At 56.9% G+C, this 21,263-nt stretch carries 20 protein-coding genes; 12 read left to right on the top strand and 8 right to left on the bottom strand.

From position 1 onward, the window contains the following. Positions 1-49: 49 nt before the first annotated feature. Positions 50-736: a GntR family transcriptional regulator gene (locus ACTJK5_RS21900; protein ID WP_440613244.1), complete on the bottom strand. Its 687-nt coding sequence runs from the start codon at positions 734-736 to the stop codon at positions 50-52. 194 nt (positions 737-930) lie between these two features. On the opposite strand from ACTJK5_RS21900, the gene ACTJK5_RS21895 reads away from it, so the two are divergent. The 8 genes from ACTJK5_RS21895 (at position 931) to ACTJK5_RS21860 (ending at position 9,541) form a co-directional block, all read left to right on the top strand. Beyond that, on the top strand, positions 931-2,049 hold the full coding sequence (locus tag ACTJK5_RS21895; protein WP_440613243.1) for an ABC transporter ATP-binding protein: 1,119 nt from the start codon (positions 931-933) through the stop codon (positions 2,047-2,049). After that, positions 2,046-2,945, top strand: a complete 900-nt coding sequence (locus tag ACTJK5_RS21890) for an ABC transporter permease (protein ID WP_440613242.1) — start codon at positions 2,046-2,048, stop codon at positions 2,943-2,945. Before ACTJK5_RS21895 ends, ACTJK5_RS21890 begins: the two co-directional genes overlap by 4 nt. Positions 2,946-3,015: 70 nt before the next feature. Beyond that, complete coding sequence (locus tag ACTJK5_RS21885) at positions 3,016-3,789, top strand: ABC transporter permease (RefSeq protein ID WP_440613268.1); 774 nt, start codon at positions 3,016-3,018, stop codon at positions 3,787-3,789. A gap of 113 nt (positions 3,790-3,902) precedes the next feature. Then, on the top strand, positions 3,903-4,901 hold the full coding sequence (locus ACTJK5_RS21880) for an ABC transporter substrate-binding protein (protein ID WP_440613267.1): 999 nt from the start codon (positions 3,903-3,905) through the stop codon (positions 4,899-4,901). A gap of 260 nt (positions 4,902-5,161) precedes the next feature. Then, on the top strand, positions 5,162-6,634 hold the full coding sequence (locus ACTJK5_RS21875) for an NAD-dependent succinate-semialdehyde dehydrogenase (RefSeq protein WP_440613241.1): 1,473 nt from the start codon (positions 5,162-5,164) through the stop codon (positions 6,632-6,634). Positions 6,635-7,561: 927 nt separating this feature from the next. Then, the gene (locus tag ACTJK5_RS21870) at positions 7,562-7,879 is read left to right on the top strand and encodes a hypothetical protein (RefSeq protein WP_440613240.1); all 318 of its coding nucleotides are present in this window, start codon (positions 7,562-7,564) and stop codon (positions 7,877-7,879) included. Positions 7,880-8,416: 537 nt separating this feature from the next. Next, entirely contained in the window at positions 8,417-8,725 is a 309-nt protein-coding gene (locus tag ACTJK5_RS21865; RefSeq protein ID WP_062597706.1) for a DUF736 domain-containing protein, read from the top strand. A gap of 438 nt (positions 8,726-9,163) precedes the next feature. Next, positions 9,164-9,541: a hypothetical protein gene (locus ACTJK5_RS21860; protein WP_440613239.1), complete on the top strand. Its 378-nt coding sequence runs from the start codon at positions 9,164-9,166 to the stop codon at positions 9,539-9,541. Here ACTJK5_RS21860 and ACTJK5_RS21855 read toward each other — a convergent pair. The 4 genes from ACTJK5_RS21855 to traC all read right to left on the bottom strand — a co-directional run bounded on the left by ACTJK5_RS21855 (position 9,520) and on the right by traC (position 12,634). Beyond that, a complete protein-coding gene (locus ACTJK5_RS21855; protein WP_440613238.1) occupies positions 9,520-9,963 on the bottom strand; it encodes a WGR domain-containing protein in 444 nt (147 codons plus the stop codon). The genes ACTJK5_RS21860 and ACTJK5_RS21855 overlap by 22 nt on opposite strands. 233 nt (positions 9,964-10,196) lie before the next feature. Then, positions 10,197-12,131: a Ti-type conjugative transfer system protein TraG gene (gene traG, locus ACTJK5_RS21850; RefSeq protein ID WP_440613237.1), complete on the bottom strand. Its 1,935-nt coding sequence runs from the start codon at positions 12,129-12,131 to the stop codon at positions 10,197-10,199. Next, positions 12,118-12,333, bottom strand: a complete 216-nt coding sequence (traD, locus tag ACTJK5_RS21845; protein WP_296081834.1) for a type IV conjugative transfer system coupling protein TraD — start codon at positions 12,331-12,333, stop codon at positions 12,118-12,120. Before traD ends, traG begins: the two co-directional genes overlap by 14 nt. A gap of 4 nt (positions 12,334-12,337) precedes the next feature. After that, the gene (gene traC / locus ACTJK5_RS21840) at positions 12,338-12,634 is read right to left on the bottom strand and encodes a conjugal transfer protein TraC (RefSeq protein WP_440613236.1); all 297 of its coding nucleotides are present in this window, start codon (positions 12,632-12,634) and stop codon (positions 12,338-12,340) included. Between the two features lie 254 nt (positions 12,635-12,888). Here traC and traA point away from each other — a divergent pair, with 254 nt between their 5' ends. Genes traA through ACTJK5_RS21820 form a run of 4 tightly spaced genes read left to right on the top strand, consistent with a single transcriptional unit; the run spans position 12,889 to position 18,539 of the window. After that, entirely contained in the window at positions 12,889-16,209 is a 3,321-nt protein-coding gene (gene traA / locus ACTJK5_RS21835; protein ID WP_440613235.1) for a Ti-type conjugative transfer relaxase TraA, read from the top strand. A gap of 32 nt (positions 16,210-16,241) precedes the next feature. Then, positions 16,242-16,772 carry a conjugative transfer signal peptidase TraF gene (gene traF / locus ACTJK5_RS21830; RefSeq protein WP_440613234.1) on the top strand — a complete coding sequence of 177 codons (531 nt, stop codon included), beginning with the start codon at positions 16,242-16,244 and terminating at the stop codon, positions 16,770-16,772. After that, positions 16,762-17,928, top strand: a complete 1,167-nt coding sequence (locus ACTJK5_RS21825) for a conjugal transfer protein TraB (RefSeq protein WP_440613233.1) — start codon at positions 16,762-16,764, stop codon at positions 17,926-17,928. The genes traF and ACTJK5_RS21825 overlap by 11 nt, the downstream gene beginning before the upstream one ends. Before the next feature lie 14 nt (positions 17,929-17,942). Beyond that, on the top strand, positions 17,943-18,539 hold the full coding sequence (locus ACTJK5_RS21820; protein WP_440613232.1) for a TraH family protein: 597 nt from the start codon (positions 17,943-17,945) through the stop codon (positions 18,537-18,539). A gap of 84 nt (positions 18,540-18,623) precedes the next feature. On the opposite strand, the gene ACTJK5_RS21815 is transcribed toward ACTJK5_RS21820, so the two are convergent. The 3 genes from ACTJK5_RS21815 to trbI all read right to left on the bottom strand — a co-directional run bounded on the left by ACTJK5_RS21815 (position 18,624) and on the right by trbI (position 21,256). Further along, a complete protein-coding gene (locus ACTJK5_RS21815; protein ID WP_440613266.1) occupies positions 18,624-18,884 on the bottom strand; it encodes a hypothetical protein in 261 nt (86 codons plus the stop codon). A gap of 81 nt (positions 18,885-18,965) precedes the next feature. Next, on the bottom strand, positions 18,966-19,589 hold the full coding sequence (locus ACTJK5_RS21810; protein WP_440613231.1) for a DUF433 domain-containing protein: 624 nt from the start codon (positions 19,587-19,589) through the stop codon (positions 18,966-18,968). Positions 19,590-19,957: 368 nt separating this feature from the next. Further along, positions 19,958-21,256, bottom strand: coding sequence for an IncP-type conjugal transfer protein TrbI (trbI, locus tag ACTJK5_RS21805; RefSeq protein ID WP_440613230.1), 1,299 nt, complete (start codon positions 21,254-21,256; stop codon positions 19,958-19,960). Positions 21,257-21,263 lie beyond the last annotated feature (7 nt).

The raw sequence follows: 21,263 nt of genomic DNA, 5'->3' as shown, positions 1-21,263 counted from the left end.
AACAAAAATAGGAAGAGTCAATATGTGACATCAATCTTTAGGTTGTGTCTTATGCTTGTTTGTTTGGCGCTTCTCGCCGTAATTTTCTGTAACCGTCGCGAATATCGTTCTCAAACGCAGCTTTGACGCTAATCGGATCCTGCTCGGTGAGGGCCTCAATCACGACGAGATGATTGTGCACGCCGCTCCGGGTTTCGGCGAATTCAGGATAGAGATTGAGGAGGGTCGGGCCAATGCGTACCCATAGCGATTCTATTATCTCAAGAAGGCCGCTCATGCCGCATAGATTGTATACCTCGAAGTGAAATTCCTTATTGTGCCAAAGTGCGTCCTGATACCTGCCTTCTTGCAGCGCAGTGTTGATAACTATCTGAATTTCCTGCAGTCGCTGAATAGTTTCCGCTGTCGCATTCCGCGCCCCATATTCAGCAGCGGTGCCCTCGAGAGCGATCCTCGTGACTGTTATGTCCTTCAGCTGGCTGCGATTTATGGTCGGCACAACCAGTGTTTTGGGTCCTGAGAATACGAGCGCCGACTCAGTTATGAGTCGATTGAGAGCGTCGCGAGCCGGCGTGGTACTAACGTCCAGCTCGGCGGCTACACCTCTGACGGTGAACTTGTAGCCGGGGGCGTAGCGTCCTCTGATCATTCGTTCGCGGAGAACGTCGTATACGGCGTTCCCCATACGCTGCCCCTGGGCAGCTACATCACCCTCATCACGCGCACTACCTGCCATATTCCCTCGATCCTTGTTGACTCGCTCATTTTTTGATGTCACAAAAATCAAATGTGAAGTTAGTGCAAAGCTTATGTGACGCCAATTGCGGGTTTCTACCACGCTTTGGACGTCTCGTCGCCGGGTCTGTCTCGTTTTGACAAACTGGCTGATTCATAAGCCGATCTGCACCCACGAGATGAGGAGGATACAATTTGATCGGGGAAGCCTTACAACTTAATCGCCTAGTGAAACGATACGATGACACGCTCGCCGTCGATGATTTGAATTTAACCGTCAATGCTGGTGAGTTCATGTCTGTGCTCGGTCCGTCCGGCTCCGGCAAGACGAGTATCCTGTCCATGGTCGCCGGGTTTGAGCGGCCGAGCAGTGGGGAAATCATAATCGGTTCGAAGGAGGTGACGCAGCTTGCTCCCAACGACCGCAATATCGGAATGGTGTTTCAGAAGTACGCCCTCTTCCCGCACCTGACGGTGCGACAGAACATCGCCTTCCCATTGAAATTGAAAAAAAGATGGAAGGGAACATGGAAGTCACGAGCAGACGAGATGCTTGAACTTGTTCAGCTGGCATCATTTGCGGACAGACTTCCAGCTCAATTGTCAGGCGGTCAACAACAGCGTGTTGCGGTCGCGCGCGCGCTCGCTTTCGAGCCGCCTCTTATGTTGATGGACGAGCCACTGGGAGCTCTGGACAAGAAGCTTCGAGAAGCCATGCAGATCGAGATTAAACGTATCCAGCAATCTGTCGGCGCGACAATCCTCTATGTGACGCACGATCAGGAAGAAGCTCTGACTATGTCGGATCGCGTCGCCATCATGAAGAGTGGAAGGGTGATGCAGATTGGCACCCCTATTGAGCTTTACCGATCGCCAAAATCGACTTTCGTCGCGGATTTCGTGGGGAGGATGAATTTTCTCGAGGGTGAAAGCTTCGCTAGGCAGGACGGCGGACAGGATATCCGTTTGTGCGAAAATATCACTCTCACTATGCCAGGCGACTACAGAAGTCGGACGGCTTCATCAGGCGGACAGGAGCGGGTCACAATTGCCTTGCGGCCTGAAATGATTGGTATCGACGCACGCAAGGAAACAAAACCTAATCGAATTCCAGGTGTAGTAGAACATTCAATCTTTATGGGCGCCCATGACGTCCTCATAGTCCGGCTAAGTCTCCCAGGCAGGCCAGCAGTCGAGGCGCAGGTTCCACACGTCTTTAGCGTAGCGCCCTTCAAGCCCGGGCAGGAGGTCGATGTCATAGTCGAACCAAATGCAATGTGTTGTTTTTCCGCTTCCGAGAGGTCCGCTGCATGAGGATCTTTCGAAACAAGTCACGTTGCTCGAGCTGGCAGAGCGTTTTGCTCGCACAGTCTTCGGCAACGACGTACTCTCATTTCACAGCCACACTGTTGCTCTTGCCGTTCCTTTTGGTGATGCTCGCTGGTTTCGTTTATCCGCTCTTCAAATTGGTCGCTCTGAGCCTGCCTGATTTGAGCTTCTACCACTACATCAGGATTGTGGACGAACCCCTTTACCTAGCTGTTCTGCTTTCAACAGTCGCTGTCGCTGTTGCAGTTATGGGCGCTGCGCTTCTCCTTGGTTTCCCAGTCGCGTACGCGATGACGCGCCTCAAAGGGCCATTGGCCACAATCGTAGCAGCCTGCGTTATCATCCCCTTGTGGACGTCTGTACTCATCAGATCATATGCCTGGATCGTGCTCCTGCAACGCAACGGCTTGATCAACGAATTACTTCATTCTGCTGGCATGATCTCAAGTCCTTTAAAGATGATTTACACCCAGGGTGCAGTCATCTTGGCAATGACGCATGTTCTGCTCCCCTTCATGATCCTCCCCATTTACGCTGCCCTGCGTGCGATACCAGAGCACTTCGTAAACGCGGCGCGAACCCTCGGGTCAGGACCTATTCACGCATTCGTCAGGATCACAGTGCCCCTAGCGCTCCCTGGGATATTCGCAGGATGCGTCATGTGCTTCGTGCTGGCCCTCGGCTTCTACGTCACGCCAGCTCTGGTCGGTGGACCGGGTTCATTGATGATGGCGACACTCATAGGTCAGCAAACGACGGTGCTGCTGGATTGGCCCTTCGCCGCAGCGCTGTCGACTGTTCTGTTGGCGTTCACGCTGGCAGTCATCATCCTCTTTAGAAAGACGTTGGCACTTAGCAAAGGATTGACCAGTGGTATCTGACAACCTCAGCCTTGCCTCGCACGATATGCTGACCAAGCAACCTCATTCTCATACTCCTATAAGAGTGGTCATGGGGACGATGCTTTCAGCATCAATCGTCACAGCAATTCTAGTATTCCTTGTTCTTCCGACATTGTTGGTGGTTCCGTTAAGTCTGAATGATGGATCTTACCTGGAGTTTCCGCCGCGCGGCTTAACCCTGAAATGGTATCAAGCGTATTTTGCTGATGCCGACTGGATGAGTGCCACCCGCTTTAGCTTGAAGATCGCCATTCTGACAGCAACATTGTCCACGCTAATCGGAACTATGGCATCTTTAGCCATCTCGAAAAGCACCCTTCCGGGCCGGGGGTCGCTCCAGGCACTCGCGCTCGGTCCCATGATCGTTCCGCACGTGGTCGTCGGTGTCGCACTCTATCTGGTGTTTTCACCGCTACGAATGACTGGCACGACTGTCGGTTTCGTGCTTGCGCACACAGTGCTCGCTGTTCCGTATGTCGTGATCGTCGTCGGCGCTGCATTGCAGAAACTCGACACCACCCTCGAACTGGCGGCAAGAAGCTGCGGAGCAAGCCGCGTACAGGCATTCTTCTTAGTAGAATTGCCTATTATCGCCCCGAGTGTGGCGGCCGCCGCGGTCTTCTCTTTCCTCGCATCCTTCGACGATGCGACAGTATCGTTTTTCATCTCGGACATCGGAGGCAAGTCCATAGGAAGAAAGATGTTCGAGGACATCGACTTCAATCTCACACCTATAATAGCAGCTGCATCAACCGTGCTTATCGCGATTTCCCTTGTTCTCATGGCTTGCGCACAACGGCTGACAGCGAAGCGCTCGAAATAGAATAGTCAACAGCTCGAAAGGACTTCAAAATGACCCACTTCGGTCAGACGCCGAAGGCTTGCCCGATTGCGGCCGGATATTCGGTCGCGGTTACGCTGCTTGCCACAGCGCTCATGCCACTTTCCGCAGAAGGGGCTGAAAATGTTGTAATTGCCACCACAGGGGGAACTTACGAAAAAGTTTTACGTGAAGAATGGTTCGAACCCTTCACTAAAGCGACCGGAATCGAAGTAATAGCTGTTTCTGCGACTGACGCTGAAAAGCGAGCCAAAGCGTCAGCAATGGTGCAAACTGGAAACGTGACTTGGGATCTGTTCTTAGAAGGAGAAATCCAGGCGGGATCCCAGCGCCACTTCGACATCACCGAGGACTTGACCGAGTTTTGTAAGCGTTACAGCCAAAACATCGATCTGGTCTCCGATACTTGTGCGAGAGGGGGCGCGCGTCTTCAGTCGACTGCGACGCTTCTAGCTTATAAGCCAAGCGAGGCCGGTGATAATCCTAAAAATTGGGCCGACATGTGGGATACCGAGCGGTTTCCTGGAGGAAGGGCGTTCCCCAACTTTGACGACCCTTGGCGGGTGTTGGCCGCTGCTCTGCTAGCGGATGGTGTCAATAAGGAAGACCTTTTCCCTTTGGACGTCGAGAGAGCTCTGCGGAAACTTGAAAACATCCGCCCGTCGGTTGAGCTCTGGTGGAAGACCGGCGACCAGAGCGTTCAAGGCTTTCGAAACGGCGAGTACAGTCTCGGTCAGATTTGGCTGACAAGGGCGAAAGCCCTCCAGACCGAGGGCTTTCAAATTGGCTGGAGCTACGATGGCGCATTTCTGGTTGGAGACCGCATCGCGCTCATCAAGGGAGCAAAAAACCACGACAACGCTCTTAAACTCGTGGCTTTCTGGCTCGATCATCCCGAAGCTCAAGCGAAAGTCTGCGAGCGGCTTTCGTGTACGCCTCCTAGTCGCAGCGCCATCGGGATGATGTCAAAAGAAGCGCAAGAAGGGTTGCCCTCTGCGGAGGAGATGGACAGCAAGGTCATCACTCCCGATGCCGAGTGGATAAACGCAAACATGGGATTGCTTGTCCAACGGTGGAACAGCTGGATCCGCTGAGCGCGGAATATGTCTCAAGGCCGAGAGCGGCTGTCCATTCCACATGAATAAGGGCTCAAGTTGGCGAGAGTGACAGGGCACTCCCATCGAGCTTGCCTCAGCGACCCTCGATTGTTGTCCACCTGCAGGACATCGCAAAGTTAAGGCCTTCAAACTCTCACCGAAATTTCCTCTCGCTATTACAAGGCGGGAGGCTCACCCAACAATCAGATCATCGTATTCGCAGCTGTGAGACGCTGCGCTTTCTAGGGAGCGACATCGTGGGAAACTTTGACCTCGCATCGAAATTGGAAGATCCAAGCCTTTTTATACAAAAGGCGTTCGTTGACGGCGAATGGATGGCCGCCGGAAGCGGAGCTACATTCGATGTTCTCGACCCTGCGACGGGTCTTAGGATCGCGTCGGTGCCAGATCTCGATGCAGGCGATCTTGAAAAAGCGATTCACGTTGCCAGCCACGCGCAGAAGTCTTGGTCTAAGCTGACGGGCAAGCAACGTGCTTCAATGCTGCGCCGATTCCACGATCTTGTTGTGGCACACGTAGATGATTTGGCGATCATTCTGACAGCTGAAATGGGCAAGCCACTCCAAGAAGCCCGGGGAGAAATTCTCTACGGCGCCGCTTACATCGAATGGTTCGCAGAAGAGGCAAAGCGTCTGAACGGCGATGTAATCCCGGCTCATCAGGCCGATAAGCGCATCCTTGTACTAAGAAGGCCAGTCGGCGTCGTTGGAGCCATCACGCCATGGAATTTTCCGAACGCAATGCTTGCCCGCAAGTTGGCGCCCGCCTTGGCAGTCGGCTGCTCGATTATCGCAAAGCCAGCCGCACAGACTCCGCTCTCGGCCCTGGCTCTCGCCGTCCTTAGCGAACGCGCCGGAATACCAAGAGGTATCTTCAATGTCGTCACATCAAGCGACGCAGAGATGGTCGGACAAAGTTTCTGCGCAAATGAGTTGGTCGCGAAGATCTCATTCACCGGCTCGACCAATGTGGGCCGCATTCTGATGCGTCAGGGTGCCGATCAGATCAAAAAGCTCAGCCTTGAGCTTGGTGGTAACGCGCCTTTCATAGTGTTTGACGACGCCGACATTGACGCAGCCGTCGAAGGGGCTGTTGCGGCTAAATTCCGGAACGCAGGGCAAACCTGCGTTTGTGCAAACCGCATCTATGTCCAATCAAGCGTCTATGATGAGTTTGCGGCCAAGCTCGCGAAACGCGTTGACGCCCTCAAGGTCGGGAATGGCTTTGACGCTGGCGTAGAGATCGGACCTCTGATTGACGGCAACGCGATGAAGAAGGTCAAGAGTCATCTCGACAACGCTTTGGCAAACGGTGCACGCGTTGTAGCCGGCGGTTCTTCAGTCCAAACCGGCGGGCAGTTCTTCGCTCCCACGGTGCTCGTCGGTGTCACCTCGGACATGAAAGTTACTCGCGAAGAAACCTTTGGGCCTTTGGCCCCACTTATCTCGTTCGATACGGAAGAGGAAGTGATCCGTTCGGCCAATGACTCAGAATTTGGACTGGCCGGCTACTTCTATTCGAAGGATCTTGCTCGCATTTTTAGGGTCGCCGAGGATATGGAGACTGGGATGGTCGGCGTAAACACAGGTCTTATCTCCACAGAATTGGCCCCTTTCGGAGGTGTCAAGCAGTCTGGACTCGGACGCGAGGGATCGAAATACGGCATAGATGACTACACCGAACTTAAGTACGTTTGCTTGGGTCTTTAAAAGGCACTGGCACGTGGCCAAAATGGGTTCTCAGTAAGGTATGGCGTCTATTTGGAGGCGGTGGGCAACCTAAGCTATGCCGGTCAACGAGATGCCGGACCGTCACGCTGCAGGCAATCAGTCAGCTGGTACTCGTTCAAACAGAATGGCCGTGCGCTCGCCGACAATGCCGGCTCCGACCCCGTACTGGTTTCGTCGCGGGCGATCTGCAGGATGGCTGCTCGCGCTATAGCTAGTCGAGGTTCAACTTGCTTCAGACCCGAACAAGGAAGGTGTCGCTACTCATGCATAGCTGCGTTGCACAATAAAAGTTGTTCAGCTGATCAAAAACCAGGCATAATGGCGTTAGTTGTTGCACATGGCGGTAGCCTCCCAGTTCCGCCGCAGCAACTGTTCCCCTCTGGAGGTTTCAAATCTCCGCACTTCAGGGCCGCGATTTCCGCTGGCCCATTTTTTTGTCTTTCGTTTGACTTTGCTGGCGATCACGACCAGGCGATGACGCGATCGCGTTTGGTCAACCAACTCGTTGTCCTTTCGAGCACCACGTCAGAAATGTTTCGGGGCTGGCGCCTTCCGACGCCCTTCATCGTCATGTTCAGGAAGGCGCTTGGTACCACGCCATCTCGCTACTTTGCGGGTCGGCTCTTGAGCCATGAACGCACATCTGCCTTGAAATGACTCTGGATCCCCGCTCTCGGCTTGAAATCGCTCTCAATCGGTAACATCTAAGGATCACTTCCCGATGAGCCGATGTCCTGCTCGCTGCAATCGCCGCGGCGTTTGACGTTGTCCGGGATACAGAAGAAGGCGCTCCCCTTTCGGGTAGAGCGCCTTTTTTTTGTCTGATGCGACCGCAAATGTGATGCTGCACCTTGACCGCACAGGCTTCGCGAATGAGATCTGCATTAAGAAACTTCGTGGAAACACATGCCTTTTTTTCTCGTGACGCAGACATCGCTGGTCGAAGCACAGGATGAGCAGGAGGCCGCTCAGATAGGCGTCGGCCGACTCCGCTCCGGAGGACAGGTCGCCGTCGCGGTCAAGTCGGATGAGACGACAATCACGCATGTCGTTGTCTCCTCAGTGGCCGAAGAGCCTTTCAAGCTCTCAAATTCCGGGGCCGCCGACCCACCGCCTGCTGCTGTTGCTATCGCCGAAGCTGGTTCTGCTTCAGGGGAAAGCAGGAAGCTGATCTTGAAGCGTATGCTTGCAGATGGTCTCGCCCTTCTCGGGCGCCGAACCTAGTCCCATCCTCGGGTTATGGCTGATGCTAGCAGTCTCGTCTTCGAGCGTCGGTTCGAATCGAAAGTGAGGATCGAAACATTGATCCTCCAGGCTGCGATTCGCGATGCACGATATCGCACGAGGCATAGCGGGCAAGCAGGCCAATGTTCGAGGGCGGTCTCGTTTCCCCAACTGAAGCAAGCGGTGACGGCGGCGCGAGCGAGGTGATGGAACGGATGCCAGTGTGCTCGGGGAAATGCCGAGTCACGCTATTGCAATATCCCTTTACGACAGGGTTCCTGGCAACCCATCTGCGGCTCGATGAGGCATGTCTGACCGGAGACCGGCTGCGCCTCGATCGCCTTCCCGCAACGACAAGGCTCAGATTTCTTACCCCGTATCCCTCACGGGCTCCTCCTCGCCCACTAACAAATATGCGACTTGCCGCCCTCCATTGCATTGCGGCCTTATCAGGTGCGGTCCGATCGTCTCCGGTCTTGTCGACTGCCATCGAGGCCGCGATGGGCGCGGCCCGAACACGAGAAAAGGAATACGACAATGGCTACCATCGGCAACTTCACCTCCACCGAAAACGGCTTCACCGGCTCCATCCGAACTCTCGCCCTGAACGTCAAGGCCCGCATCGCTCGGGTCGAGAACCCATCCGACAAGGGCCCGCAGTTCCGCGTCTACGCCGGCAGCGTCGAGCTGGGCGCCGCTTGGCAGAGGACCTCCGAGCAGGGCCGCGACTATCTCTCGGTTAAGCTCGACGATCCAAGCTTCCCGGCTCCGATCTACGCGACGCTCGCCGAGGTCGAAGGCGAGGAAGGCCTCCAGCTCATCTGGTCCCGCCCGAACCATGACTAATCAGAATCACGAGGCTCCGCCTCTGGCGGGGCCTTCTTTCCTACCAAGAGATCAGAGCCTGATCAGGCATTGAGCCGAGTCCGGATTTAGGGGTGGCATACGGAGCAGGAAGCTGCTCAGAATGTATGATTGTGTCAGGTGAGTGCGCCGGCCTCTAGGATGGGCAGTGCCCCCAATTTGCTTTACCCGTCTTTGAGGGCAGCTGCCGCAAATCGGCCCCCACTCCACAGATTTTCCGGTCGATGGCGCGATCCTTGGCCTTGCCATCCCCTCCCGGACTCGTCTGTCATAGTTCACAAAGGTCGAGGAGACGAACACGACCTACGAACTCGAAATCCAGATCCAAGACTACGGTCCTTTTTGACCACGACGCGACGCTTCCGGCCATATCGGTCGACATCACAGCCAGGCCCCGCTTAAATCTCTAAGGGACCTTCGTTGATCAGCTTGAGCATCATGTCTGTCGCGCTGTTGCCAAGTGCCGGCTCCACGAGCACCTTGGCTCGCCCACATCCGGCGTGTCGATTTTGGCGATCAAATCTTCTGGCGGGTTTGCCAATTAGTATCTCTATCGACGACGCAGGCCATACGCCAGACCGCAACGCATTATTGGAATTGGAGGCTTACCTCGGGGCTTTTGTCGCTCAAGTAAGCTGGATGTTGATTGACGTGTTGGAAGCTGAAAACGCCACGACCAAAGCCAACAAGGTCGCTCGGATTGATCTCGACGTTCTACTATCAGCACCCACTCCTGATCTCGTCTTCATCCTCGCCCTTCAAGGTTACGAGCCCTGTTATCTACCCGCGGGCGCCTGATGGGCCACGGATGAGTAGCCGCGACGCTTTTTCTGACGGAGAAGCTCTAAAAACAGATCGACTGCCTCCTGCTCAGTCTCGAAATGGTGACTCATCGTCTGGCCGCGCGTTCCGATACGACCCCAACGTCGCATCAGGCAAGCTTCCCCAAAAAGGTTTGGCTCGATCGACATCGCATAGAAGCGAGCCATGTTTCTCGTGGCGTCTGAGCGCTCGATATAAAGGTTATAGGGCTGGATGATCATGTCGGCATGATCGTGCTTCTTGGAATCTTCGTCCAACGACAGTTTTGAATCGCTCGGGAGTGATTGATTCATTTTCGTGATCTGGCGATGCAGTCGTGCTTGGCCGGTCCGCCTCCGGCGTACGTGTCTATGCGCTGTCGCGAACGAAGTCCCCGTTCGATCTTCGCTATTGGCCAAGCCATCACCAACGCGGTGACGGAGGTCTTCGGCGGACTGACCGAAGGGGGTACCCGACCAGTAGACGGCTTTCTCAAGCAGAATGCCTCGGTCGGGGGCAGTCGGTCCCGGCTTCCGCTAACGCGGCGCTATGCTAAGCCTCCTGCGGCTGCCCGATAACCGACCGAAGCATGACGAGAATTCCCGAAATCACGCCCTGGCGGTCGTCGCTATGCTGATTTCTCCGATGCTCTTCATTTTGAATGGCGGGGCGCTGCGCGCGGCGCGAATCGGCTCTGCGCAACGCAAGCTTTCATATCGTTTCGCCGGAACCAGATGGCGCGACCGCACCTGAGCGGCGGGTTTCCTGCCGTGAAGACGATCTGCTCGTCAGCTCTCATCCGCAGCACTTCATGCGGCTGGATGAGCGGCCGAGCGGCAACCTGCTTTGACCGGGTCCGTGACGACCCGCGCGACTGAAAGCTGCGGCTGACCTGATCGATTTCGACGGTCGTCATGCCGCAGCGGCGAGAGATGTAGTCTGCTGTCTCCGGATCGTTGATTGCGGCAAAGCTGATCCAGCTCGCGCTCTCGAACCACTTACTGGACGCTTCGCGCCCCCCATAGGTTTCGCGCAGCTGGCCGATCGACTGGTAGATCATTGTCAGAGTGATGCCATACTTGCGGCCAGCATCCCGCGCGGTCTCCAGAATGCGCATGTAACCGAGCCGCGCGACCTCATCGAGCAGGAACAGCGCCCGCCCTTCCATCGCGCCATCGCGATTATAGATCGCGTTCAGGAATGAGCCGATCACGACACGCGCCAATCCGCTATGGGTCTCCAGTGTCTTCAAGTCGATGTTGATAAACACGTCCGTCGTTCCGGATGCGATGTCCTCGGTTCGAAATGTCGAACCCGAGACCAGTGATGCATAGTTCTGGTAAGAGAGCCAGTGTGTTTCCTTGATGGCGTTGGCGTAGACGCCGGAGAATGTTTCCGGCGTCATGTTGACGAAACCGGCGACGTTCTCTTTCACGAAGTCCGAATCCGAATTGTTGAAGATATCCTGGAGTCGCTGGCGAAGCTTCGTTTCGGGTTCTGATAGATTTCTGCGTACCTGGCGCAGCGTCTGTTGGTCCTTCGGCGTATGACCGGACAGGCAGACGTCGGCGATGATTGCGGTCAGGAGTTGCAAGCCTGAAGCACGGAAGAAGTCGTCGCGCACTCCGTACGCGCGACCGCTATCGCTCATGATCCATGATGCGACCGAGGCGATGTCCTCCTCTTTGGTGCCGCCATACTGACCGATCCAGTCGAGGGCGTTGAAGCCGTTCGCGGGCATGCGCGGATCGAGGATCCTGACGCGCCGGCCGGCGTCCTCACGATGTTTCGAGACCATGGGCGCAACCTCGTTCGACGGATCGAGCACGACGAGCGGTCCGCCCCATTTCAGAGCAGTCGGGATTGTGACCGCGGTCGTTTTGAAACCGCCCGATCCAGCGAAGACGATACTATGCGAGGAGCCGAACGATCCGTCGAAACAAAGGAGGGGCGACTGGCCTCCAGCACCCCACGTCTCACTGTTATCTGCACGGAAGGAAACACCGCTGGCACCGTCACGGTCGACGCGATACCGCTCACCGACGACGATGCCGCCGGTCGTCGGGAACAGCTTTTCGGCTCTGGCAAGTGTCATCCAGTCGGCCTCGCCGTGCAAAGCGCGTTTGCCAACGATGCGCTTCGGTGTAGCCCGCGCAAATGCGGCGTTGCCCACCATCCCCACCCGCACTGCAAAGCATCCTGATATCAGTGCAGCGGCCGTGCCGATCACGGTCGAGGGATCGAGGTAGGATAGCGCGGACTTTCCGGCTGGGACCTGGGGTGAGAGCACTGCCAAGCGCATTCCTTCCCGCAAGCACGCCACCAGGATGACCACCGTATTGCCGATAGCGGCTCCAAGGCCTGCAGCGCGAATGCTCGCCGACCCAGCCGTTCCGAACAGGAAAATCAGGCCGAGTGCAGCCGCCAACATATAGGGTGCGGCGACCCCTATCCGTCCAAGAGTAAGCCTTGCCGCTTCGGAGTTTCCTAACCCGGCAAGCCATGTCTCAATGCCTGTCATTACGAACATGGCAGCGCTCATCATGGCCACAGGCAGAATGATGAAAACGATCCTATTCGCCTTCATTGCCGAACGCCTCCGCTCCTATCGCCGTCAATCGTGTTCGCTCCTCTTCGTTGGACTTCAGCCGCTTCTGCAGGTCGATCAACGCTCCGAGCAAAAGCGCTCGCTTCTCGAAACGTAGGCCAGCTTTGACGATCAGGCCGCCGAGCTCAATCTTGTCACGCGTATCTTTCTTCCGGGCATCGGACGTTGCGTTCCTGCTCATCCTTTCAAGCCTCACGATCGCTGCCCGAAGTCGCGCTAAACGAGAGCGCTTGTGAACGCCCACTGCCCGTGGCGCTTTCCCCTGTCCCGTTCCGTTCGCTCGTGCCCGGCTTGCCTCCGCGAAAGCGTTTGGCCAGTTCATCGAACACTGCCTGAAGCTCGCTCTCCTCGATTTCTATCTCGCCGAGGCCTGCCCGAAGTGCGATGCGACCAATACGCTCGGCCTCTCTCGTTTCCGCGTGCTTGAGCTGTTCCTGAAGCTTGGCGATTTCTTCGCGGATCTTGGATGATGGCTTTTTCATCTCTGGATCGTCCTCTGTTGGTGCATTACGTGGTTCACGCATCCAGAGTCCTTCAGATCGGCGTGCCGATCTACTAGCAGAAATGCGAGTAGGCGGAGCCTACGCTTTTGAGCATCATCCCGACCGTTCGAAGGACGGATCCGAAGGGCGCAATTATACGTCGCTGATGCGACGCCATGCTTCTAGGCCCTGGCGGGGCCTTCCGCTCCTCATGAACAAGTTGATTTCGTTGGGTTGAAGGAGCTCGTCCGGTAATGGCCGTTCCGCATTTCTCAGTCAGCATCGTTACGCGCGGCTCCGGCCGCAGCGCAGTGCTGTCGGCGGCGTACCGGCATTGCGCTAAAATGGACTATGAGCGGGAAGCCCGCACCATCGATTACACCCGCAAGCAGGGTCTGCTGCACGAGGAGTTTGTGATTCCGGCCGACGCACCTGATTGGCTGCAATCCTTGATTTCCGATCGATCCGTATCTGGCGCCTCCGAAGCCTTCTGGAATAAAGTCGAGGCGTTCGAGAAACGCTCCGATGCGCAGCTCGCCAAGGATGTCACCATCGCCCTGCCAATCGAGCTGTCAGCCCAGCAGAACATCGAGCTCGTCAGGGATTTCGTGGCACGCCACCTCACCGCCCAGGGCATGGTGGCGGACTGGGTATTCCACGACGCACCGGGAAATCCGCACATTCATCTGATGACCACTTTGCGGCCGCTGACCGAAGACGGTTTCGGCTCGAAGAAGGTGGCGGTTAGGGGACCGGATGGCAAACCGCTGCGCAACGATAGCGGCAAGATCGTCTACGAGCTTTGGGCTGGCGGGCTCGAGGATTTCAGTGCGTTTCGTGACGGCTGGTTCGCCTGCCAGAGCCGACATCTTGCGCTTGCCGGCCTCGATATCAGGATCGATGGCCGGTCCTTTGAGAAGCAGGGCATTGAGCTGACGCCGACTATCCATCTTGGCGTCGGCACGAAGGCGATTGAGAGGAAAACAGCCAGTGGGAATGGACCTGCGGGGGAAGAAGCTGCGCTCGAACGACTGGAGTTGCAGGAAGAGCGACGAACAGAGAACGCCCGTCGGATCCAGCGTCGTCCGGAGATCGTGCTTGATCTTATCACCCGGGAGAAGAGTGTCTTCGACGAACGCGACGTCGCCAAGATCCTTCATCGCTATATCGACGATGCAGGTCTCTTCCAAAGCCTGATGGCGCGCATCCTGCAGAGCCCCGAAACCATCCGGCTTGATCGCGAACGCATTGACTTCGCGACTGGGGTCCGTGCGCCGGCAAAATATACGACACGCGAGCTGCTCCGTCTCGAAGCCGAGATGGCCAACCGGGCGATCTGGCTCTCGCAGCAGTCGTCGCATGGTGTCCGGCCGACCGTGCTCGAAGCGACGTTTGGACGTCACGAACGGCTGTCCGAAGAGCAGAAGACCGCAATTGAACACGTTGCCGGTGGCGAGCGGATCGCCGCCGTGATTGGCCGTGCTGGCGCAGGTAAGACAACGATGATGAAGGCGGCGCGTGAGGCATGGGAAGCAGCCGGTTATCGTGTCGTTGGTGGTGCCCTCGCCGGCAAGGCGGCGGAAGGTTTGGAGAGGGAGGCGGGTATCGTCTCACGCACGCTTTCGTCCTGGGAACTCCGCTGGAGCCAAGGTCGCGGGCGACTCGACGATAAAACGGTCTTCGTGTTGGACGAGGCCGGCATGGTCTCGTCGCGGCAGATGGCGACATTCGTCGAAGCCGTCACAAAAGCCGGCGCCAAACTCGTGCTTGTTGGCGATCCAGAACAGCTTCAGCCGATCGAAGCGGGTGCTGCCTTCCGCGCCATTGCCGATCGCATCGGCTATGCGGAACTCGAAACGATCTATCGCCAGCGTGAGCAATGGATGCGCGACGCGTCGCTCGATCTGGCGCGCGGTCATGTCGGCAAAGCCGTCGCAGCCTATCAGTCGAATGGAAAGATGATCGGCTCCGAGCTGAAGACTGATGCGGTTACCAACCTCATCGCCGACTGGGATCGAGAGTACGATCCTGCCAAGCCCACGTTGATCCTGGCGCATCTGCGCCGTGACGTCCGAATGCTGAATGAATTGGCGCGCGACAAGCTTATCGAGCGCGGCATCATAGAGCAGGGATTTGTGTTCAAAACCGCAGATGGCAACCGCAACTTTGCAGCCGGTGACCAGATTGTCTTCCTGAAAAACGAAGGGGCGATCGGCGTCAAGAATGGCATGCTGGGCACGGTGGTGGAAGCGACACCTGGTCGCCTAGTGTCCGTCATCGGCGAGGGTGAGCACCTGCGCCAGGTAATCGTCGAACAGCGCTTCTACAACAATGTCGATCATGGCTATGCCACAACGGTGCACAAAAGCCAGGGCGCGACGGTAGACCGGGTCAAGGTGCTGGCGTCCCTCTCACTGGATCGTCACCTCACCTATGTGGCGATGACCCGTCACCGTGAGGATCTCGGGGTCTATTATGGTCGCCGATCTTTCGCCAAGGCTGGCGGTCTGGTCGAGATCCTGTCGCGCAGGAATTCCAAAGGAACGACGCTCGATTACGCCGACGGCAGCATCTACCGGCAGGCACTGCGCTTTGCCGAGGCGCGCGGCCTTCACATCGTCAACGTTGCCACAACCGTTGCGCGTGATCGTCTCGAATGGACGATCCGGCAGAAGCAAAAGCTTGTCGATCTCGCCGGCCGGCTCACGGCCATGGGCACCAAGCTCGGCTTTGCCTCCTCGACGGCCAGCACAATTCGAACGTTAGCAAAGGAGAACAAACCAATGGTGGCCGGTATCACCACCTTCCCGAAATCGATCGATCAGGCAGTTGAGGACAAGCTTGCATCCGATCCGGCATTGAAGAAGCAATGGGAAGAAGTCTCGATGCGCTTCCATCACGTCTACGCGCAGCCGGAAAGCGCGTTCAAAGCCGTCAACGTCGACGCGATGTTGCGCGACCAGGTGGTTGCCGAAAGGACCATCGCTAGGATAGCCAGCGAGCCTGAAACCTTTGGTGCACTCAAGGGCAAGACGGGTCTACTCGCCAGCAGCGGCGACAAGATCGACCGGGACCGGGCGCTGAAGAATATCACGCCGCTCGCCGACAGCATCAGCGATTATCTCCGCCAGCGTGTCGATGCCGAACGGCGAAATCACGCAGAGGAGCTTGCGGTCCGCAGGCAGGTCGCGCTGGAGATCCCGGCCCTCTCGTCCAATGCGAAAAGCGTGCTGGAGCGCGTCCGTGACGCCATAGACCGCAACGACCTGCCCTCTAGCCTCGAATATGCGCTCGCCGACAAAATGGTGAAGGCCGAACTCGAAGGTTTCGCCAAGGCAGTCACCGAACGCTTCGGAGAAAGGACGTTCCTGCCTCTCGCAGCGAAGGACGCCAACGGCGAGGCTTTCCAGCGCGTGACGTCTGGCATGAACGCCGCCCAGAAGAGTGAGGTGCAGCAGGCCTGGAACACGATGAGGACGGTGCAGCAACTGTCTGCCTACGAGCGCAGCGTGACGGCACTCAAACAGACTGAGGCAATTCGGCAGACAAGGTCTCAGGGGCTCACTCTCCAATGAAGATGCACCATCGACAAAGAGTGCCCTGGCGCATGAGACGGCTCGTCTGGTTCTATCGGTTCTGCAGCGTCAGCTTGATAACGCTTGGCCTCATTCTGCTTCTCGGAGGTGCAGGTTTTCGGGTTAATCTTACACCCAGCGAGCCCTTGGGTTTGTGGCGGATTGTCAAGCCCAATCGCCCGATCTTGGTCGGTGATCTAGTCTTCATTTGCCCACCGGACACCGACGCGATGCGCAAGGCGCGGGCGCGGGGATATCTCCGCTACGGGCTCTGCGAAGGCCTCGTCGCGCCATTGATCAAAACGGTTGTTGCGACAGCCGGACAGGCGATCCAAATCAGTGACGTCGTGCGCGTCGATGGCCGCCCGCTCCCTCATTCGAGGGTTTCCCGCATGGATGGCCAAGGGCGCGAGATGACGCCTTATGTCGGTGGTGTCGTTCCGCCCGGCACGGTCTTTCTCCATTCCGAGTTCCCGGGTTCGTTCGATAGCCGGTACTTTGGTCCTTTGTCGATGGCTGGCATCCTCGGATTGGCGCAGGAGGTCTGGACCTATGCACCGTGATTTCCTCCGAACGGGTGTCCTCTTCACATTATCGGCTGGCGCCGGATGGATCGGTTGGAGCAGTCATGCGCTCCTTCTCCCCGTTGCATGTGCCTTCCCCGTACTTTGGTCCCTCGCACGGACGCGACTTCAGGCGGCCGGGATCTCCGCAGCGTATTTCCTCGCTGCATCGCGTGGACTACCGGGGGGCGTGGCGAACTTCTATGGTCACGATATCTGGCCCGGACTCCTGCTCTGGTTCGCCGCCTCTTCCGTCTATGTGACAGTCCATTTGGTGCTCTGGACCAATCGCGAGGGCTGGCAGAAATCTTCGCGATACGTCGCCGCGTGTCTGGTGATGGCGGTTCCACCATTTGGCATTCTGGGATGGGCGCATCCGATCACCGCCGCAGGCGTTCTGTTCCCAAGGTGGGGATGGTGTGGTCTGATAGTGATGGCAGCCGGCCTCGCCGTCATGACAACGCGATACAGGCCGGCTGCAGCCATGGCCATGATAGGCTTCTGGCTCTGGTCCGCCGCTCAGTGGACGCCACCAAACCTACCTGCGTCGTGGATGGGTGTCGACCTTAAAATGGGCGCGTCTTTAGGACGCGAAGGTAGCCTCAATCGGCAAAAGGAGCTGATCGACGTTGCTCTTGCCCAGCCGCCTGGCACAACTGTTCTGTTGCCGGAGAGTGCTCTCGGTTTCTGGACGCCGACAGTCGCTCGCTTCTGGCAGAAAGGGCTCACCGGGACCGATATCACGGTCATCGCTGGAGCGGCCCTCATCGATGGTCCCGGCTACGACAACGTGCTCGTGAGAATATCCGCTGGGAAGACGGAGGTTCTCTACCGGGAGCGAATGCCGGTGCCCGGATCGATGTGGCAACCTTGGAGAGCCTGGATTGGTGGTGATGATGAATCTGGCGCGCGGGCACATTTCTTCGCGAATCCCGTCGTAGAGGTCGGCACTTCAAAAGTCGCGCCGCTGATCTGCTACGAACAACTCCTCGTCTGGCCAGTTTTGCAATCGGCATTCCACCGCCCCGACCTTATCATTGCAGTCGGAAACGGTTGGTGGACCGCGGGGACGTCGATCATCGACATTCAACGGGCGAGCAGCGAGGCTTGGGCCCGCCTGTTTGATCTTCCTCTCGTCATCTCATTCAACATCTGAAACATGGAGTTTGCATGCTTGATGCTGCGTTGATCAAGGAATGTGCCGATCCTTCGTTGAAGCCTGTAATCGTCGAGCAGTTTGTCCAGGCGGTCGGTTCGGACGATCCGCTTGCCATAACGGTGAAGTCCGGTGGCCGTCTGATACTCATTCCCAAACCGAAAACACCCGAGGAAGCGATCGAGATCGTCCGTGAAAACATCGCTGGCTCTATCGTGCGGGTTGGTTTCACCCAGATCCCGGCGGGCATTGGTCTGAAGCATGCTTCTGAGTTAAAGGTCGATTTGGTCGAGCCCTGCGCCAATCTGAGGATGGGCACAAGGATGTTCGCCAAGATCCTTCGGATCGTTGCGAAGTGGTACGGCAACCCGACCAGCGAAGAGGTTTTTCCGCAGCTGTTCGATGACGCGATCCACGCCTGGCGAACCGGTAAGTTCGAGGGTGAGAGCGTGTTTCAAGCTGAGGATCCGGGTGGAGCGGTCGTGCAGCGGTCGGAGGTGGAGGTCGAGAATGCTGACAAGGCCAAGGATGATGCACCCTCCGAAACGCCGATCAAGCCCGACGACGCCGGCATCCGGATCGATCTAACGAGGGTCGGAGGACAGAAATAGTGGCCGGACTGGACCTGAGCTTCTGGAATGGGCGAGTTGGGATGTTCTCAGATTGCCGGCAGAGAGTACCGTGTGATAACCGCCTCATCGCCCTCGATGGTGATCTCGATCACCTCGTTCAGAAGTTCTTCGCCGCTTACCATCTCCTCCAAGATGAGTGTGAATAGGTCGCGCTGCGATGCCGGAACGACTTGAGGCACGATGATGACCAAGCCGGCATGGATCTCTTCGCTGCCGTAGAGTTTTCTGAAATCGCGCGTTGTTGGTGACGAAGGTGTAGTCCTCCGCAACATTGCGAGGCATCAGATCCCAATCCTTTTCACCGCTCAATCCCGACCAGTTCACATGGAAGCCATCGTGGCCGTTATCTTGAGCAACGGCCACGAGAGAGGTGTGCAGGCATTCACAATCAGGAACTTAACGATATTAGCTGCCGGAAGTTTTGATGATGGCCTTCGGAAGTGAGAGACGCTTTGCAGATTTCACGGTCGCGCCAAGGTCTGAGAGTTTGCGAGGCCGGCCTCGTGCCGGGTGAGCGGCAGTCCAGATCTCCGCGAGTTCGACCATGCGCGCGGTGAGCGAAGGATAGCCCTCGACAATCTCCTCAGTGGTTGTGCCCTGGGCCTTCATGGCGGCGATCGCCCTGACCGGAACGCGCGTTTTGCAGAACACCGGCTCGCCGCCAAGAACACCCTTTACGCTTTCGATAACCCGCTCCGCTTCCCGAAGTGCCTCCGCACGTGCCGCAAGCTGTTGGCGTGCGCGTGCGACGTCCACGATCAGATAGTCATCCGCTCGAACAGTGTCGGCATCCGGATTCTGGTCTATCGTGTCGAAGAGTCTCTGGCGACGCTCGGCTGACAGGATCGAGCCGACCCCATACCATAGCTTGAGCCGCAGTAGGTCATCGTCAGACAGTGCTCGCCCTTCATCTTTAGCAAGGCGCCGGGCGATGATCCGTTTGTCGATTGCGTTGTGCACCGATTTCACGGCGATCTCGCTGACGGCGGCTGCTTCCGCAGGCGTGTAGAAGCGAACCAACCGGGTCATAATTGTTCTCCTTGTGGAGAACATATAATAGGCTTCGTGTGGGAACTGAAGAGGCCATTCCACGAGCTGTCAAAACAAGCGGACTGAGAACATCTGCCTGACAAGGAAAAGCGTTTTGCTCACGCCTCTTAGTTGAGGGTCCAGTTCGACGTGGCACATACCAGGCGGTTGGGCAATCTCATCTATCACGATGACAGAGGGGCTGCGCTTCCCACGTTCAGCGACGGTCTGAGCGCAGCGAGGCTGCACTCATGTATGGCAGTACGCCTAATCGAGGGCCGATAGCTCTTAAACGGAGGCGAGGCGCACAATCGCATCCACCGCGGTTCAATTACATTGGAGATGAGCGATTTAAAACGAGGTGCATTCTATTGGCGATATGAGTTCGGAAAAATGATGTCTTGATCGACTAACACGTTGAATTTGTAGCCAGGTCGGATCCTGATGGTAGGCTGTACATTTAGGTTCTTTGAAATTGTCTGCTCGGCCACTCTTCCGAAACTCTCGGCAAAATTCCGGCGTGCCGCATCAGTAGCTGTATCCTGTGTGGCCAGCGTCGAGCTTTCCGGCATCGACATATCGATCCCCGTGCCGATGATGGCAACAAGCGCGGCGGACCCAAAGGTGCGCCAGAGGTGACGATCAACCTTGTCTTTGAAACCCCCGTACCCCTCGGCATCCGTCCCGGACATGCCGCCGATCTGAAGCGTTGACCCGTTAGGGAAGATCAGGTCGGTCCAAACGACGAGTACCCGCTCCTGGCCGAATGATACCTTGGAGTCATACCGACCAAATAGCTTCGCTCCCTGCGGGATCAGCAGCCGGTAGCCGGTGGCACTGTCGTAGACATTCTGGCTGACCTGCGCCGAAATCCTGCCCGGGAGATCTGAATTCAAGCCGGTAATCATCGTGGCCGGTATCACCGATCCACGCTTCAACTCGTAGGGCGAGAGCTGCGGCACCACTTGGTTCGGTAGGTAGCCAAGATCCTTGATGTCCTGATTGAAAAAGTCTTCCTTCGAAGTCTGACCGTTTTGATCGACATTCTGTCCGAGCAGACCGGACCTCATCGCGGCGGTATAGAGATCGGATGCACTGTTCGTCGTGGCATTGAGCGGTTGCCGGGTGTCCGTCCTGCTTTCGGAAGCGTTCTTCTGGAGTTCGGAAACGTCAACCTTAAGCGGAGAATCGAGCGCTGTTGCCCGTGCCTGGAGGCTTGCCATCCTCTGACGCTGGGTTTCGCGAATGACGTGCTCGTCCTGTTCTCGCTTCAGCCGCGCCTTCCACTCGGCTTCCGGCTCAAGCTGCGATTGCCGTTCCGTCCGAATCTCGTTTCGCCGCTCCACGACAGCATCTCTCACGGGCTCGCGTTCGACAACGACCGGCGTCGGTTGAAACACTTCGCGTTGCTCCGGTTCGCCGATGATCCCGTCCGTCACGCCTCGTTTCAGCTGATCGCCAAATGTGGTCGCCGGTGTCGCGGAGCTAGTGTCGAGTTCGTTTCCACGATTGAAGGAAAGACCACGCCATGACAGGCCGACAATCACGACTCCAAAGAATAGAACTATGATGACGATCACGACGATGATCGGCAGGCGATTTAGACGCCGCATGCTCTGTTCATCGTCAGCATTACCCGCCGTACCGAGCTGGAGCGATTGAACCATGATCTCT

The organism is Agrobacterium sp. 22094, assembly GCF_052046015.1.
In the GTDB taxonomy this organism is placed as follows: domain Bacteria; phylum Pseudomonadota; class Alphaproteobacteria; order Rhizobiales; family Rhizobiaceae; genus Agrobacterium; species Agrobacterium cavarae.
Note: the sequence above shows the minus strand (reverse complement) of the source record. Positions and strands in the feature narration are given on the sequence as shown.

What these genes read in the sequence shown, in the direction of transcription:
- ACTJK5_RS21900 (WP_440613244.1), bottom strand. Translation starts at nt 736, where the DNA reads ATGGCAGGTAGTGCGCGTGATGAGGGTGATGTAGCTGCCCAGGGGCAG.
- ACTJK5_RS21890 (WP_440613242.1), top strand. Translation starts at nt 2,046, where the DNA reads ATGAGGATCTTTCGAAACAAGTCACGTTGCTCGAGCTGGCAGAGCGTT.
- ACTJK5_RS21885 (WP_440613268.1), top strand. Translation starts at nt 3,016, where the DNA reads ATGGGGACGATGCTTTCAGCATCAATCGTCACAGCAATTCTAGTATTC.
- ACTJK5_RS21880 (WP_440613267.1), top strand. Translation starts at nt 3,903, where the DNA reads ATGCCACTTTCCGCAGAAGGGGCTGAAAATGTTGTAATTGCCACCACA.
- ACTJK5_RS21870 (WP_440613240.1), top strand. Translation starts at nt 7,562, where the DNA reads ATGCCTTTTTTTCTCGTGACGCAGACATCGCTGGTCGAAGCACAGGAT.
- ACTJK5_RS21865 (WP_062597706.1), top strand. Translation starts at nt 8,417, where the DNA reads ATGGCTACCATCGGCAACTTCACCTCCACCGAAAACGGCTTCACCGGC.
- traG (WP_440613237.1), bottom strand. Translation starts at nt 12,131, where the DNA reads ATGAAGGCGAATAGGATCGTTTTCATCATTCTGCCTGTGGCCATGATG.
- traD (WP_296081834.1), bottom strand. Translation starts at nt 12,333, where the DNA reads ATGAGCAGGAACGCAACGTCCGATGCCCGGAAGAAAGATACGCGTGAC.
- traC (WP_440613236.1), bottom strand. Translation starts at nt 12,634, where the DNA reads ATGAAAAAGCCATCATCCAAGATCCGCGAAGAAATCGCCAAGCTTCAG.
- traA (WP_440613235.1), top strand. Translation starts at nt 12,889, where the DNA reads ATGGCCGTTCCGCATTTCTCAGTCAGCATCGTTACGCGCGGCTCCGGC.
- traF (WP_440613234.1), top strand. Translation starts at nt 16,242, where the DNA reads ATGAGACGGCTCGTCTGGTTCTATCGGTTCTGCAGCGTCAGCTTGATA.
- ACTJK5_RS21825 (WP_440613233.1), top strand. Translation starts at nt 16,762, where the DNA reads ATGCACCGTGATTTCCTCCGAACGGGTGTCCTCTTCACATTATCGGCT.
- ACTJK5_RS21820 (WP_440613232.1), top strand. Translation starts at nt 17,943, where the DNA reads ATGCTTGATGCTGCGTTGATCAAGGAATGTGCCGATCCTTCGTTGAAG.
- ACTJK5_RS21810 (WP_440613231.1), bottom strand. Translation starts at nt 19,589, where the DNA reads ATGACCCGGTTGGTTCGCTTCTACACGCCTGCGGAAGCAGCCGCCGTC.
- trbI (WP_440613230.1), bottom strand. Translation starts at nt 21,256, where the DNA reads ATGGTTCAATCGCTCCAGCTCGGTACGGCGGGTAATGCTGACGATGAA.